Source organism: Corynebacterium sp. HMSC034H07, from assembly GCF_001815175.1.
GTDB classification, from domain to species: Bacteria; Actinomycetota; Actinomycetes; order Mycobacteriales; family Mycobacteriaceae; genus Corynebacterium; species Corynebacterium hiratae.
This window is the reverse complement of sequence record NZ_KV819536.1, coordinates 25,047-38,322: the sequence shown is the minus strand read 5'-3', so window position 1 is coordinate 38,322 and position 13,276 is coordinate 25,047. Positions and strand designations below refer to the sequence as shown.

14 protein-coding genes are annotated in these 13,276 nt (G+C 62.9%); 4 read left to right on the top strand and 10 right to left on the bottom strand.

Annotated features, from left to right (window positions below):
• Nucleotides 1-38 precede the first annotated feature (38 nt).
• From HMPREF3009_RS08965 to HMPREF3009_RS08955, 3 genes are all read left to right on the top strand, one after another.
• Nucleotides 39-1,550: an ABC-F family ATP-binding cassette domain-containing protein gene (locus tag HMPREF3009_RS08965; protein WP_070681449.1), complete on the top strand. Its 1,512-nt coding sequence runs from the start codon at nt 39-41 to the stop codon at nt 1,548-1,550.
• A 68-nt stretch (nt 1,551-1,618) separates the two neighbouring features.
• Nucleotides 1,619-1,876 (top strand): type II toxin-antitoxin system Phd/YefM family antitoxin, encoded by a 258-nt coding sequence (locus tag HMPREF3009_RS08960; RefSeq protein WP_046647800.1) that lies wholly within the window; start codon nt 1,619-1,621, stop codon nt 1,874-1,876.
• A 5-nt stretch (nt 1,877-1,881) separates the two neighbouring features.
• Nucleotides 1,882-2,136, top strand: a complete 255-nt coding sequence (locus tag HMPREF3009_RS08955) for a Txe/YoeB family addiction module toxin (protein WP_046647801.1) — start codon at nt 1,882-1,884, stop codon at nt 2,134-2,136.
• Between the two features lie 193 nt (nt 2,137-2,329).
• Here the strand turns inward: HMPREF3009_RS08955 and HMPREF3009_RS08950 are convergent, their stop codons facing one another.
• The 9 genes from HMPREF3009_RS08950 to HMPREF3009_RS08910 all read right to left on the bottom strand — a co-directional run bounded on the left by HMPREF3009_RS08950 (nt 2,330) and on the right by HMPREF3009_RS08910 (nt 11,546).
• Nucleotides 2,330-3,712, bottom strand: a complete 1,383-nt coding sequence (locus tag HMPREF3009_RS08950; protein ID WP_070513448.1) for a protoporphyrinogen oxidase — start codon at nt 3,710-3,712, stop codon at nt 2,330-2,332.
• Nucleotides 3,713-4,753, bottom strand: coding sequence for a uroporphyrinogen decarboxylase (hemE, locus tag HMPREF3009_RS08945; protein WP_049154861.1), 1,041 nt, complete (start codon nt 4,751-4,753; stop codon nt 3,713-3,715).
• Nucleotides 4,754-4,791: 38 nt separating this feature from the next.
• The gene (locus HMPREF3009_RS08940; protein WP_046647804.1) at nt 4,792-5,289 is read right to left on the bottom strand and encodes a hypothetical protein; all 498 of its coding nucleotides are present in this window, start codon (nt 5,287-5,289) and stop codon (nt 4,792-4,794) included.
• Nucleotides 5,286-5,999 carry a hypothetical protein gene (locus tag HMPREF3009_RS08935; protein WP_070681446.1) on the bottom strand — a complete coding sequence of 238 codons (714 nt, stop codon included), beginning with the start codon at nt 5,997-5,999 and terminating at the stop codon, nt 5,286-5,288. The genes HMPREF3009_RS08940 and HMPREF3009_RS08935 overlap by 4 nt, the downstream gene beginning before the upstream one ends.
• A 10-nt stretch (nt 6,000-6,009) precedes the next feature.
• Nucleotides 6,010-6,987: a porphobilinogen synthase gene (hemB, locus tag HMPREF3009_RS08930; protein ID WP_070681443.1), complete on the bottom strand. Its 978-nt coding sequence runs from the start codon at nt 6,985-6,987 to the stop codon at nt 6,010-6,012.
• Between the two features lie 85 nt (nt 6,988-7,072).
• Entirely contained in the window at nt 7,073-8,755 is a 1,683-nt protein-coding gene (locus HMPREF3009_RS08925; protein ID WP_070681442.1) for a bifunctional uroporphyrinogen-III C-methyltransferase/uroporphyrinogen-III synthase, read from the bottom strand.
• Nucleotides 8,756-8,933: 178 nt separating this feature from the next.
• Complete coding sequence (gene hemC / locus HMPREF3009_RS08920; RefSeq protein WP_070681441.1) at nt 8,934-9,824, bottom strand: hydroxymethylbilane synthase; 891 nt, start codon at nt 9,822-9,824, stop codon at nt 8,934-8,936.
• A complete protein-coding gene (locus tag HMPREF3009_RS08915; RefSeq protein WP_070681437.1) occupies nt 9,825-11,201 on the bottom strand; it encodes a glutamyl-tRNA reductase in 1,377 nt (458 codons plus the stop codon).
• 105 nt (nt 11,202-11,306) lie between these two features.
• On the bottom strand, nt 11,307-11,546 hold the full coding sequence (locus HMPREF3009_RS08910) for a glutaredoxin family protein (RefSeq protein ID WP_070513456.1): 240 nt from the start codon (nt 11,544-11,546) through the stop codon (nt 11,307-11,309).
• Between the two features lie 106 nt (nt 11,547-11,652).
• On the opposite strand from HMPREF3009_RS08910, the gene HMPREF3009_RS08905 reads away from it, so the two are divergent.
• Nucleotides 11,653-12,669 carry an HAD-IB family hydrolase gene (locus tag HMPREF3009_RS08905; protein WP_046647811.1) on the top strand — a complete coding sequence of 339 codons (1,017 nt, stop codon included), beginning with the start codon at nt 11,653-11,655 and terminating at the stop codon, nt 12,667-12,669.
• Here HMPREF3009_RS08905 and HMPREF3009_RS08900 read toward each other — a convergent pair.
• Nucleotides 12,666-13,244, bottom strand: a complete 579-nt coding sequence (locus HMPREF3009_RS08900) for an LURP-one-related/scramblase family protein (protein WP_070681434.1) — start codon at nt 13,242-13,244, stop codon at nt 12,666-12,668. The two genes, HMPREF3009_RS08905 and HMPREF3009_RS08900, sit on opposite strands and share 4 nt — an antisense overlap.
• Between the last annotated feature and the right edge of the window lie 32 nt (nt 13,245-13,276).

The window sequence follows — 13,276 nt, the reverse complement described above, 5'->3', positions numbered from 1 at the left end:
CACTCTTTTACGCGACTTACTCGAAGGTGGATTTCTTCTTGCCTATTTCTTTTTCTCATCTCACCGTCATCTGGCCCGACGGCACCCCTTGTTTCACGGATCTCACCGGAACGTTTTCTTCCCACTTCACGGGCTTAGTTGGGGCGAATGGTTCCGGAAAATCAACGCTAGCCAAGGTACTTGCTGGTCTCATTGCCCCGACTTCGGGAACGGTATCCGCGGGCTCAGTCCTCTATGTCGACCAGGATTTAGGTCTCCATACGTCTGACACCATCGCCGAAGTCTTTGGCGCAACAGAGATCCTCAGTGCCATTGCCCGCATTGAGGCTGGCGACTACTCGGAAGAGCTCGCTGCCGCTGTTGGTGAGCAGTGGGACTTAGCAGAGCGTATTGAAGCAGCTCTCGACGCTGCGGGTATCCCCTTCCCGCTGGATCGCACTATCGGCACATTGTCGGGTGGTGAAGCCGTGACTGTGGCGCTGACCGCCGCCTTCTTCCGCAAACCGGATTTCCTGATCCTCGACGAGCCCACCAACAACCTGGACTCCGAATCGCGCCAGCGCCTACTCGAGCTCATTCGCACCGCGCCGATGCCGGTTCTCGTCGTCTCACACGACCGCGAGCTCCTCGAGCACGCGGAAAGCATCGCGGAACTCTACCACGGAACACTTCGCGAGTTCGAGGGAAACTACTCCTCCTACCGCGCAGCGATTGATGCTGAGCAGGATTCCGCGCAGGCCAAGGTCAGGGAGACCAAGGCCGAACACCGCAAACAGATCCGCGAGCGCGCCGCCATGCAGACCCGCATCGCACGCGATGCCCGTCGCGGCAAGAACTTCGCCGCCTCGAAGCGCAAACCCGGCATGGCCATGGGCTTAGACAAGAACCGTTCCGAGCGCTCGGCCGCTGGGCGTTCTCAACAGGCCAACGATGCAGTCGCTGCCGCCCAGTCGGCGCACGACAAGGCGCAGCGCGCGCTTCGCGACGACACCCAGGTCCACATCGATCTCCCCGGCACTGAGCTGCCCGCGGGCACCCGCGTGCTGGTCAGCGATCTGCTGAGTATTACTGGCCCCGAGCGTGTTCGCCTCGCCGGGCCAAACGGCAGCGGCAAGACCACCTTCCTCAACCGCATCGCCCGCGGAGACGTCGAGTACGCGCTGCCCTGCGGGTACATCCGCCAACGCATCGTCTTGCCCGCGGAGAAATCGGTGTTCGACATCGTGCGGGAGGCCAACCCCGGCGCGGACCCGCAGTTCCTGCGCGACCAGCTGGCCCAGATGCTCTTTATCAACGACAAGATCCACCAGCCCGTGGGCCAGCTTTCTGGTGGCGAGCGCTTCCGCGTCGAAATCGCTCGCGTCTTGCTCAGCGATCCGGCACCGCGCTTCCTGCTTCTCGACGAACCGACAAACAACCTCGATATCCCCACCACCGACTGGCTGATTGAGGTGCTCACGAGCTACCGCGGGGCATTCATCCTGGTCAGCCACGACGAGCACGTATGCGAGCGGCTAAACCTAACGCGCACTGTTCACGTGGCCTCATAAACTGAAACCTCTCTAGCGCTCATCCCCTTTTCGTTGTACAGTTTCTTGTACAAGAAGGGAGATAGCTTATGAAAACCATGTCTTACTCGGAATCGCGAGCAAGATACGCCGAGGTCCTACAGTCGGTCGTTGATGACCGTGAGGAAGTCATCATCACTCGCAATGGTCATGAGTCTGCAGTCATCGTTTCCTTAGATGACTACAACTCTCTTCGCGAAACCGCATACCTTCTGCGTTCCCCTCGCAATGCCCAGCGCCTGCTTGACTCCATCGAGAGTCTCAACGCCGGGGAAGCAACGGAGCACGAGCTCGTTGAGGAAGATTAAGCTTCATGATTCTTTCGTGGACAGAGGAAGCATGGGAGGACTACCTCTGGTGGCAAGCTCACAACAAGAAGATCCTCAAGAGAATCAATAGCCTCATTAAAGACATTGCACGAAACGGCAATGAAGGGATAGGAAAGCCCGAACCACTCAAGTTCGAGTTGGCCGGGTTCTGGTCTCGGCGAATTACCGAAGAGCACCGACTGATCTATCGCATTAAGGGCGCGACCATCGAGATTGCTGGGTGCAGATACCACTACTAGCTAGCGTCAACTTCCCGTATCGCCTCTGCCTAAAAGGCATCTGACAAAAGGCATCAGTCATAAGGCGTTTTCACGGCCAAAAACGCCTTTTATGCTTGACAAATGGAGTTTTTAGACCCAAAGATGCCTTTTATCAGACGCCTTTTGCGGGGCGCCTTTTGCGAGGCGCCAAAAGGCAGGCGCCGACAGCGAGCTAGCTGACGAGTGCTTGCGCGGCAGCGCGGGCACCCGCGATGACGGCGGGCACGCCGACTCCATCAGCCCAGGCGCCGGCGGTGGCGATACCGGGGACGTCGGCAAGCTTGGCGCGGACAGCGGCAACGGTGGCCAGGTGCTTTTCATCATAGCGGGGGATGCCGCCGAACCAGCGCTGCGTGTAGATCTCCTCCACGCCAGCGGCGCGGCCGTCGAAGCCTGTGATCTTCTGCAGGTCATCGAGGGCGTAGTCCACCAGGTCATCCTCCTCCGCGCGCACGAGGGCATCATCGCCGAAGCGGCCGAAGGAGGCGCGCACGAGGAAGCCCTCGCGCTCGTTCAGGTGCGGCCACTTATTAGAGGAGAGCGTGAAAGCCTTGGCGCGCACGTCTGGCTCGTCGGAGGCAACGAGGATACCGGTGGCCTCCGGAAGGGAGTTGCCTTCCGGGTCCGTGGCGGAGGCGAAGTTGAAGCCGACGACCACGGAAGAAGCCAGCTGGACGGTGGCTAGTTCCTGGGCGGCCTCCGGGGCCACGGCCTTGAGCAGGCGCGCGGTTGTGGGAGCTGGGGTGGCAAAGAACACGCGATCGAAGGGACCGATATCCCCCGGCGCGCCCTTGACCTCGAAGGCATCGCCCTTGCGCGTCACGCCGGAGACGAAGGTGTCCAGGTGGATCTGCGCACCGGACTTGTCAGCCAGGGCCTCGTAAAGCTCGGCGTAGCCGCCCTTGAAGGTTCCAAAGACGGAGCCTTCGGCCGGGCTGCGGCCGGACTCGATCTGCTTGATTGCGGCCGACAGCGTGACGGGGCCGTCCTTCGCCAGTGTGTCCAGCGTGGCCGCCAGGTGCGGAACCGTGGCGCGCAGGCCTAGGTCGTCGGCCGTACAGGAGTACACACCGCCGAGCAGCGCGGAGACCACGTGGTCCACCACGTCATCGCCGTACTGCTGGCGAACGAGCTGACCCACAGAGACATCCCCGCCGATCTCCCACTCGAAGGGCTGCTCGTTGGTGATGCGCTCGTTGGTCGCCTCGGAGAAGAAGTCCTGCGGCTCGGAAGGAATACCCATGACCCCGCCCTGCGGCAGGAAGTGCAGCTCGCCGCCGGTGTACACGCGCGGGCGCAACTCCGGATTGGGCTCCACAAAGGAATCCTGCAGGCCGAGCTCCGTGAAGAAGTCCACGGCGTCCTGGCGGCGGCGGATGAAGGCCTCCGCGCCCATGTCCGTCGGACCGCCGTTGAAGGCCACGGTGTGCAGCTTGCCGCCGATGCGATCCGCTGCTTCAAAGACGAAGATGTCGTGGGAGCCCTCAGTGTTCTGCTTGATTTCCCATGCCGCGGTGAGGCCCGCGAGGCCCGCACCGATGATCGCGATCTTCATTTAGCCCTCCTCGTGGATGATGGCGACGGCACGGGTAATGGCCTCCGCCTCCGTGGTCGGCAGCACGCCGTGGCCAAGGTTCCAGATGTGTCCACGCAGGTTGCCTGCCGCGCGGGCGGCATCTATTTCTGCCTTGATGGCGCGTACTTCCTTGCGCACCGCATCCTCGCCGGCGAACAGCAGGGCTGGGTCGAGGTTGCCCTGGAGAATGTCCGCGTTGACGCGGGCCGCGGCGGCATCCATGCTCACGCGGTAGTCCACGCCCATGACCTCAGAACCGGCCTCCGACATCGCGCCGAGCAGCTCGCCAGTCCCCACGCCGAAGTGAATGCGCGGCACGCGGCCTTCTGCGACCTTAAGGATCTGCTCCGAATAAGGCAGCACGAACTCGCGGTAATCGCGCTCATTGAGGTAACCCGCCCAGGAATCGAAGAGCTGCATGGCGTCGATGCCGGCATCCAGCTGGAGCTCCAAGAAAGAAATGATCGTCGGGGTCAGGCGCTCCATGAGCTGGTGCCAGGTCTCCGGATCGGAATGCATGAGCGCCTTGGTACGCTCGTGGTTCTTCGAGGGGCCGCCCTCAATGAGGTAGCTGGCCAAGGTGAAGGGTGCGCCGACGAAGCCGATGAGGGCCTGCTTGTCGGTGAGCTCGCTCAGAATGATCTCAATGCCTTGGCGGACCTCGGGCACATCCACGTCGAGGATAGGCAGGTTGTCCACGTCCTCCGTGGTGCGCACGGGTGCATCCATGACGGGGCCGCGGCCGGGGACGATCTCCACGCCAACGCCCGCGGCTTTGAGCGGGACGACGATATCGCTGAACAAGATGGCGCCGTCGACATCGTGGCGGCGCACCGGCTGCAGGGTGATCTCCGCGAGGAGCTCCGGCATGAAACAGGAATCCAGCATGCTGATTCCCTCGCGCACCTTGCGGTACTCCGGCAAAGAGCGCCCCGCCTGGCGCATGAACCAGACGGGCGGGCGGGAGGGCGTGTGGCCAGTAGCGGCAGCAATTAGCGGCGCATCAGACAGTCGAGACATACCGTCCATTATGAATCAAAAGTTGGAGTAGGCGCCAATCAGGAGTTTTGGGCGCGACGGGCCTTGATGAAAGCCGTTGAATCCGGGTGAAAGAGGAAGTAGATGGCCACCATGAGCGCCATCGGGATAAGCAGCAAGAGCAGCCCGCCCACGCCCGCGATCAGCGCCGCAATGCTGACGAACATGGTGTAGGCAGACACCGCGGTGATGATGCGGCGCGCCCATACTGAGCCGCTTGCCAGCTGCGCGGAGCAGGCCGCGATGATGACGGCACCCACCACGTTGGAGATGGCCGCAAAACGCGTGTTGAAGCGGATATAGTCCACCTGCTCCGGGCTGAGCTGGGTGTTCGTCACCGATGTATAGGAACCAAAGATCCCCACCATTCCGGCGGTGAGCATGACAATTGCGGCAATCACGCAGACCCAGTAGGCAATGCGCAGCTGCGAAGGCCAGGTGGAAAAGTCTTGCTCACCCTGCTTCTTAGGGCGGCGTGGGCGGCGGTTATAGTCCGCGGGACCGGGGCGCTCGCTCATCGCTTGCCGTCCTTGCCGTCCTCTTTCTCCCTGTCCTTCTCTTTATTATCTTTATTCTTCTTCTCGCGCTCCTCCAGGTTTTCCTGGCGGCGCTGCTCCTCCATCTCCTTGCGCATCTGGCGCAGCTGCTCCATCTCGCCGGTGTACTCGAGCACCTCTTCCTTGGTGGAGAACATCAAGCCCATCACGGCCGCCACGCCGACGAGGATCTGCACGGCACCATCGAGTAAGAAGAGCCAATCCGGCGCGCTCGCCCCGGCGGGGCTGCTGATGAAGACGATGAGCACGCGGAGGCCAAAGTAGAGGGAGAAGGCGAACCACAGGCGCCGGCCAGTACCGGCTGCCTTGGAGTTCTTGTGGATAAAGCCCAGCATGATGCCCAGCAGCACGACGATGGCGAGTGAAATCAGCGAGCTGAACGCCACCGAGCCATAACCCACGAGCTGCACGAAGGCATCGCTGACGTCCTGCCCGGACTTCTCCGCCGCAGACTCCGCGGTCTTGCGGGCCTGAGCAAAGAGCTCATCGCGGTTCAGCAAGGTGAGCACGATGCTTAAGACCAAGTGCACCACCTCGAGCACCAGGGCAACGGTCCACACCTTGAGCATGAGGGAGACGGCTTCGGTGCGCTTGGCGTGCTCCTTATCCGGCTCCTTATTCTGCCCCGTCGGCTTTTGTGCCGACGGCGTAGTGTTCGGGCTGAACGTCACGATTCTCCTTTTACTTGAGCAAGCGGGCGGCGTCCGTGGCGAAATAGGTCAGGATCTGATCCGCACCCGCGCGCTTGAACGCGGTCAAGGACTCCAGCATAACGGCCTCGCCGTCAATCCACCCGTTCTGGGAAGCGGCCTGAATCATCGCGTACTCACCGGAGACCTGGTAAACAGCTACCGGCACGGAGGAACGCTCGACGGCACCGGCCAGCACATCGAGGTACGGCAGGCCAGGCTTCACCATGACGATGTCCGCGCCTTCCTCGATGTCCAGGTCCACCTCCAGCATGGACTCGCGGAAGTTGCGCGGGTCCTGCTGGTAGGTGCGGCGGTCCCCCTCTAGGGAGGAGCCCACGGCATCGCGGAAGGGGCCGAAGAAGGCCGAAGCGTACTTGGCCGAGTAGGCCATGATCGCAACATCCTCGTGGCCGGCCTCATCGAGGGCCTCGCGGATCGCGGCAATCTGGCCATCCATCATGCCGGAGGGGCTGACCATGTGAGCACCGGCGCGGGCCTGGGAGCGGGCCATGTCCTGGTAGAGCTCCACGGTTTCATCGTTGAGCACGCGGCCCTGGTCATCGACCACGCCGCAGTGGCCGTGGAAGGTGAACTCATCAAGGCAGGTATCCGCCATGACGATGAGGTCATCGCCAAATTCCTGACGCAGCTCCGCAATCGCCACGTTGAGGATGCCCTGCGGGTCCCAGGCCACGGAGCCGGTCGCGTCCTTATCCTCTTCGCGCGGCACGCCGAAGAGGTCAACGCAGGTCACACCCGCATCGAGGGCCTCGTGCGCGGCACGCTTGAGGGAATCCAGGCTGTGCTGCTGCACGCCCGGCATGGAGGGGATATCACGGGGTTCGTTCAGACCGTCGACCACGAACATCGGGAGGATGAGGTCGGAGGGGCGCAGCGAGGTTTCCGCAACCAAATCCCTAAAAGCCGGGTTCTGACGTAGGCGGCGGGGGCGGCGAGCAATGCTCATGAGTAAAAACTCTCCTTTGAGCTACGAGAAAATTGAACTACCTTCTCGACTCTAGTCGCCCCTCTCCTGCCCGCCCAGAAGCGGTCTACGCCGTCTTCTTGCGCGAGCGGCGCTTCTTGCGCGGAGCAGGAAGGTTGCCGGCAGCGCGCAGGGCCGCGACGTGGTCAGCGAGGGCGTCGACAAGCATCGGCACGTCCGCGACCTCCGGGACCACGTCCACGCGCAGGCCCACTTCCTCGGCCGCCGCCTTGGTGGAGGGGCCGATGCAGGCGATGATGGTGCGGGCATGCGGCTTGCCGGCAATGCCGACGAGGTTGCGTACCGTCGACGGCGAGGTAAAGGCCACGGCGTCGAAACCGCCAGTCTTGATCATGTCGCGGATCTCCGCGGCCGGCGGGGCCGCACGAACGGTACGGTAGGCCACGACATCATCGACTTCCCAGCCCAAGTCCAGCAGGCCAGTCACCAGCGCCTCGCCTGCAATATCGGCGCGCGGCAGCAGCACACGACCTACCGCGTCGATGTCCTCAACATAGTTTGGGAAAACCTCGACGAGACCCTCGGCGTTCTGCTTCGTTGCCGGCGGCAGCAGCTCCGGGACCATGCCCTTAGAGCGAATCGCATCGGCGGTCTTCTGCCCCACCGCGGCGAGGTGCACGCCGGCGAAATCGCGGGCATCGAGGCCGAGTTCCGCAATCTTCTTCCACACCGCGCTCACCGCATTGACGGAGGTGAACACGACCCACTTGTAGCGGCCTTCGACGATACCCTTGATGGCGCGATCCATCTGCGCCGGATTGCGTGGCGGTTCCACGGAGATGGTGGGCACCGACTGCGGGATAGCGCCGTGACCAGCCAGACGGGCGCTCATCGCCGCGGCCTGCTCCTTCGTGCGCGGCACCAGCACGCGCCAGCCATAGAGCGAACGGTTCTCCCACCAGGAGTACTTCGAGCGATCATCAAAGCTGCGACCCAGCGTGACCACGAGCTCGCCCGGCAGCTCAGCATCAAGTTTGCCCAGCGTGCCCAGCGTGGTCTCGTGGGTGCGCTGCAGGCGCGTGGTGCCGTGAACGGTGACATATGCTTCCGTCTCCGCGGGCATTCCGCGCTCCACCAACTCGGCGGAAATGACCGGCAGGTCATCCGCCGTGGCCTGCAAAACCAGCGGCTGCGTCGCGGTGGCCAGCGCGTCCCAGTCCGCCCCTTGCGTGATATCAGCCTCGGTGTACGTGGCACCGAGAGCAATGCCCGCAAAGGAGGGAACCGTCGAAGGCAGAGACATGCCCGGAACCACCTGGAATTCCATGCCTGCGTTGGCCACGGCGGTAATCTCCGCCTTGATGGATTCGCGGTTGAGCGGGTTACCGGTAACCAGGCGGATCACGTCGTGGCCCTCGGCGCGCTCGAGCGCGTTACGCAGTTGCTTGACGACGTCCCCCTCGACCTCCTCAAAGAACGCCGCCGTCGGCGGTGCTGGGCGCGGCGGCTTGCGGCGCGCGCCCGCTTCCTTGGCCGCGGCGCAGATGCGCTCGTACTCTTCCTCGGCGGCGTCGAGAAGCTCCTGCGGAACCGGCACCTGCTGCGCCACCATGTCGCGCACGCCCTGCGAAACCCCCGCGTCGGTGACAACGTTAGCGGTGGTCTCCAGAACCTCGCGGGCGCGGACGGTCAGCAGATCAGGATTACCTGGGCCGGCACCGACGAAGACGACTTTGCCCAGATCAGACTTACCCAGCTCAGGCTGGGTATCCGGCACGGCATTGCTCATAAGGTTCTTTTCTAGTTTGTGGGTTCCGAGTGCCCCGGCGCCGAAGCGTGGCAGGCGCGGGATGGAGATAAGAAAGCCCCTCACTCGCGAGTTAAGGGGCCCTTAATCATTGCTCTCAATGATCGTGTGCTAGATACACACTAAAGGAAAAGGCCCGAAACCAAAAATCTACGTGCGATTACTCCGCTGCCAGTAGGTCTGCAGCTCCCTGCGCGAAGAGCTCCTTGGAGACCGCGCGCCCCAATTCTTCAGCCTCGTCCGCTGTTCCCTGAGCCTGAGCGATGAGCTGGCGGGAGCCGTCGAGAGCGAAGACCCCACCGCGCACGACAAGCTGATCGCCCTCCCAGTGGGAGGTAGCGGCCACCGGCGCGGTGCAACCGGCCTCCAGTTGGGAAAGTACGGTGCGCTCGGCGCGGGTGGCGGCGGTAGCGGGGGCGTCGGCAAGCAGGGCGATGGCCTTCGCCGCCTCGGTCCCCTTGACCGCCTCGATGGCCAGGGCACCCTGCGCGGGCGCGGGCATGAAGATCTCCGGATCGAAGACCTCGGTGGCGCGATCCGCGTAACCCGCGCGCACGAGGCCGGCGTAGGCCAAGAGGACGGCGTCGAGCTCGCCGCTGGTGACCTTGCCCATCCGGGTATCGATATTGCCACGCAGCGGACGGATGTCCAGGTCCGGACGCATCGCGCGCAGCTGGCTAATGCGGCGCGGGGCAGACGTGCCCACGCGCGCACCCTCCGGCAGGTCCTTGAGGGTCAGGCCATCGCGGGCAATAAGTGCTTCGCGCACGTCCTGGCGCTGCGGAACCACGAGGTCGAAGCGCTCGTCGGCAGCCGTGGGCAGGTCCTTAAAAGAGTGCACTGCGATCTCGCACTCGCCGCGGTCGACGGCCTCACGCAGGGCCTGGGTAAACACGCCCACGCCGATGCGCTCCACGGGAGCCATATTGACGTCACCCTGCGTGGTAACGATGTGCAGCTCAGCCTCATAGCCTTCCTGCTGCAACCACTCCTGCACGTGGCCCGACTGAGTCGTGGCCAGGAGGGATCCTCGGGTACCGATCTTCAACATCTATGCGTCCTTTTCTTCCTTAGTGCTTTCCGCGGCTTCCATCTGCGCGGCGTCCGGCAGCTCCGCCACGTCCACGGCGACGCCGCTGCCCTCCAGCTGGAGTCCAAAGAGTTCCTGCAGCGCGGTCTCATGGCTCACGGTTCCAGAGTTGGCCGCGAGCTGCTTCGCGCGAACCGTGGGCTCGTGCAGCAGCTTATCCGCGACACGCTTGAGCGCGCGATTGATATCTCCCATCTGGCGCTCGTCCAGCTCCGGGTGCTTCTGCTCCATTCGCGCCACCTCGCACTGGACCAGGTTTGCTGCGCGCTTGCGCAGTGCCGATACGGCTGGGACGACGTCGCGGACGCGCTGCTCGGAAGCATAGGCTTCTAGTTCTTCACTGACGATGCGCCGCGCCTGCGTGTGCGGGCTGGTGCCGGCTGCCAGGTCGGTGTCGGCTGCCTGCAGGGAGTTGCTGAGCCTCTCGATGTTGACCAAATCGACTCCCTCGACCTCTGCCACAGCGTCATCAATATCGCGCGGCAGAGAGAGATCCACGAGCATCAGCTCGCGGTCGGCTACGTGATAGCGCTCGACGTCGGCCGCCGTAATAGTGAAACCCTGGGCTCCCGTGGCGGAAATTGCCACATCCACATCCCGCAAGGCCTGGGCGCGCTCCGAGAAGTCGATAACGTCCGCGTACACGCCCGCCTCATGGGCATGCTGTGCCACGCGCTCCGCACGGGCAATGGTGCGGTTCGCGATAATTAGCTGCGCACCCAGGCGCCCCGCGTGCGTTGCCGCGAGCGAGGCCATCGCGCCTGCGCCCAAGATGAGCACGCGCTTGCCCGCGAGATCTTCCCTGCCCATGCGGCTCAGCGCCTGATCAAAAGCAAAGGAGACCATGGAGGAGCCCGCCTCATCGATCTCGGTTTCGGAATGCACCCGCTTGCCGGTGCGCAGCGCGGACTGCGCCAGCGCATGGATGCGCGGGCCGACGGTTCCTTGCTCCGAAGCAAACTGGTAGGCGGTGCGCACCTGGCCGATGATCTGCTGCTCCCCTACCACCATCGAGTCCAAGCCTGAGGCCACCATCATGAGGTGCTCAGCGGCGGCGTCGGCATAGCGCACATAGAGATAGGAGCGCAGCTTCTCCTCCTCCACCCCGGAAACGTCAGCGAGGTTGCGCACGACATCCTGGACCCCGGTGTGGAAAGAGTTGGTGACGGTGTATACCTCGAGGCGGTTGCAGGTGGAGATAATCATCGCCTCGCTCAGCGAGCCCGCCGATACCATGGCCCGGCAAGTGTCATTCTGCACGGTCTCGTCCATGCTCAGCTTTTCCAGCAGCGCCACCGGCGCCGACTGATGCGACATGCCCACGACGAGCACACTCATGCACAACCCTCCAGTTTTGCATCATCCCTTTGGATGACATAGATCATCCAAAAGACTACTAGTTGTCATCTCGTTTCCGAAACTCACGGAAGTGCCCACAGAAAGCTAGTCCGCCAGCGCCTGCGCTAGCTCCTCATTGTCCACTTCCCAGCAGGAGAATTCCTCTCCATCAATAACCACAACAGGAACGCGATCGCCGTATTCCATGGCCAGCTCCGCATCCTCATCGACGTTGCACACTTTAAGCTCTGCCCCAGCGTGACGGACCACCGGGGTAATCTGCTCCAGAACGCGCGCGCAGGAGCCGCACGTGGTACGCACCATCAGTTCGACGACGTGGGACATAAAGCTCTCCTCGGTAGGACGTAGAACGTTTCGCGGTTTACTATGGACACGTTAGTCCGCCCACCCTATGAAAGCTGAACGCGTGCCCCTCCCGCTCCCTCCTGGTATGCCCGATTCTCCCCGCGAGTTCCTTGCCAATTGGACCGCTAGCAGGGGAAACTTGCGCAATTTCCTGGAGCAACAGGCTTTCGCCCCGCTCGGCGAAGAGCACCAGCGCGCAGCCGGTGAGGCGTCGGCAGCCGCCGCCGTGGAGCACCTCTTCGGTATCGACCTGGACGCCTTCTCCTCCGGCATCGATTCCGTCCAGGGTTCCTTCGAATCGGCGGGGTCGCGCTCCATAACCGAGCCCGACCCAGACATCCCCCAAGACGCCGGCGCTGCTGCCTTCTTCGACGTGGATAACACCTTGGTCCAAGGGTCCTCGCTCGTGTCCTTTGCCTTGGGCCTCGCGCGGCGTCGCTACTTCAAGCTCTCAGAGATCCTTCCCATTGCCTGGAAGCAGCTCAAGTTCCGCATTTCCGGATCGGAGAATGCCGCCGACGTGGCCGCTGGGCGCGTGCAGGCGCTCGAGTTCGTCAAGGGTCGCTCGGTAGATGAGATGGTGGCCTTGTGCGAGAGCATCGTGGACCAATCGATGGCCCGGAAGGCCTACCCGGGCACGAAGCAGCTGGCGCAGATGCACCTCGACGCCGGCCAGCAGGTGTGGCTGGTCACCGCCACCCCCGTGCAGCTGGCGCAGATTCTGGCGCAGCGCTTCGGTTTCACGGGCGCGCTCGGCACCGTGGCGGAGGTGAAAGATGGTCGCTTCACCGGCCGCCTCGTCGGCGATATCCTCCACGGCCCAGGTAAAAAGCACGCCGTGGCGGCGCTGGCCACCTTGGAGAACCTCGACCTTGAGCGTTGCACTGCCTACTCCGACAGCGCCAACGATGTCCCGATGCTCTCCATGGTGGGGACCCCCGTGGCCATTAATCCCGACTCCAAGTTGCGCGATATCGCCGAGGAAAAAGGTTGGCTCATCCGCGACTACCGCTCGGTACGCAAGGCCGTGCGCACCTACGGCCTCCCGGCACTCGCCACCGCGCTCTTCTCCTATGGCAGCTGGCGCTTCGTGCGCCGCTAACTGCTGTTTTGAGCCTTAGTGCGCAGCATGTCCATGCACATGACCGCACCAATCAACCCTGCATGCTGCTGCGGGTCCAGCCCCGGCGCGATGCTGAGGCGGTAGGTATTCTTACCGGCTAGGAACCTGCCCACGCCTCCCCACTCGTTGCGCACCTCTGCCAGCGGCTGCCCCTGGCTGGTAATCGTGATATTCCAATCCCAGACATCGCCTTCAATCTCGATCTCCGGGAAGCCCTCCATTTCTAGGCTCAGGCGCGTCTTGAACATGGCAAACCGCTTGGTCACGATCGCCATGGGCTTCTCGACGCCCGGCAGATACACCTCATAGGTATCCTGCACGAAGTTGGGCGGATCCTTGATCACCATGAGCGGCTGTTGCGGGTTTCCCTGCTCATCCGTGAAGGCAACTTGAAGGCTGCGGGAGGCGTTGAAGAACATGTCCTTCAGGCTCGTCGACTGCAGAATCGTCCCGACGGGCACGCCCTCGTCATCGGCGATCAGGAATTCATCCTGCATGAAGGACTTGGTCTGCGAAATAACCAGGCTGTTAAGAGTGAGGAGTCGAGGCAACATAGTTCGCTATTTTACGTACGCGATGAGCTCCT

Excerpts from the sequence above, each read along its gene's own strand:
- HMPREF3009_RS08925 (WP_070681442.1), bottom strand. The coding sequence starts at position 8,755 with ATGAGCAATGCCGTGCCGGATACCCAGCCTGAGCTGGGTAAGTCTGAT.
- hemC (WP_070681441.1), bottom strand. The coding sequence starts at position 9,824 with ATGTTGAAGATCGGTACCCGAGGATCCCTCCTGGCCACGACTCAGTCG.
- hemB (WP_070681443.1), bottom strand. The coding sequence starts at position 6,987 with ATGAGCATTGCTCGCCGCCCCCGCCGCCTACGTCAGAACCCGGCTTTT.
- hemE (WP_049154861.1), bottom strand. The coding sequence starts at position 4,753 with ATGTCTCGACTGTCTGATGCGCCGCTAATTGCTGCCGCTACTGGCCAC.
- HMPREF3009_RS08900 (WP_070681434.1), bottom strand. The coding sequence starts at position 13,244 with ATGTTGCCTCGACTCCTCACTCTTAACAGCCTGGTTATTTCGCAGACC.
- HMPREF3009_RS08940 (WP_046647804.1), bottom strand. The coding sequence starts at position 5,289 with ATGAGCGAGCGCCCCGGTCCCGCGGACTATAACCGCCGCCCACGCCGC.
- HMPREF3009_RS08915 (WP_070681437.1), bottom strand. The coding sequence starts at position 11,201 with ATGAGTGTGCTCGTCGTGGGCATGTCGCATCAGTCGGCGCCGGTGGCG.
- HMPREF3009_RS08910 (WP_070513456.1), bottom strand. The coding sequence starts at position 11,546 with ATGTCCCACGTCGTCGAACTGATGGTGCGTACCACGTGCGGCTCCTGC.
- HMPREF3009_RS08960 (WP_046647800.1), top strand. The coding sequence starts at position 1,619 with ATGAAAACCATGTCTTACTCGGAATCGCGAGCAAGATACGCCGAGGTC.
- HMPREF3009_RS08955 (WP_046647801.1), top strand. The coding sequence starts at position 1,882 with ATGATTCTTTCGTGGACAGAGGAAGCATGGGAGGACTACCTCTGGTGG.
- HMPREF3009_RS08905 (WP_046647811.1), top strand. The coding sequence starts at position 11,653 with ATGCCCGATTCTCCCCGCGAGTTCCTTGCCAATTGGACCGCTAGCAGG.
- HMPREF3009_RS08950 (WP_070513448.1), bottom strand. The coding sequence starts at position 3,712 with ATGAAGATCGCGATCATCGGTGCGGGCCTCGCGGGCCTCACCGCGGCA.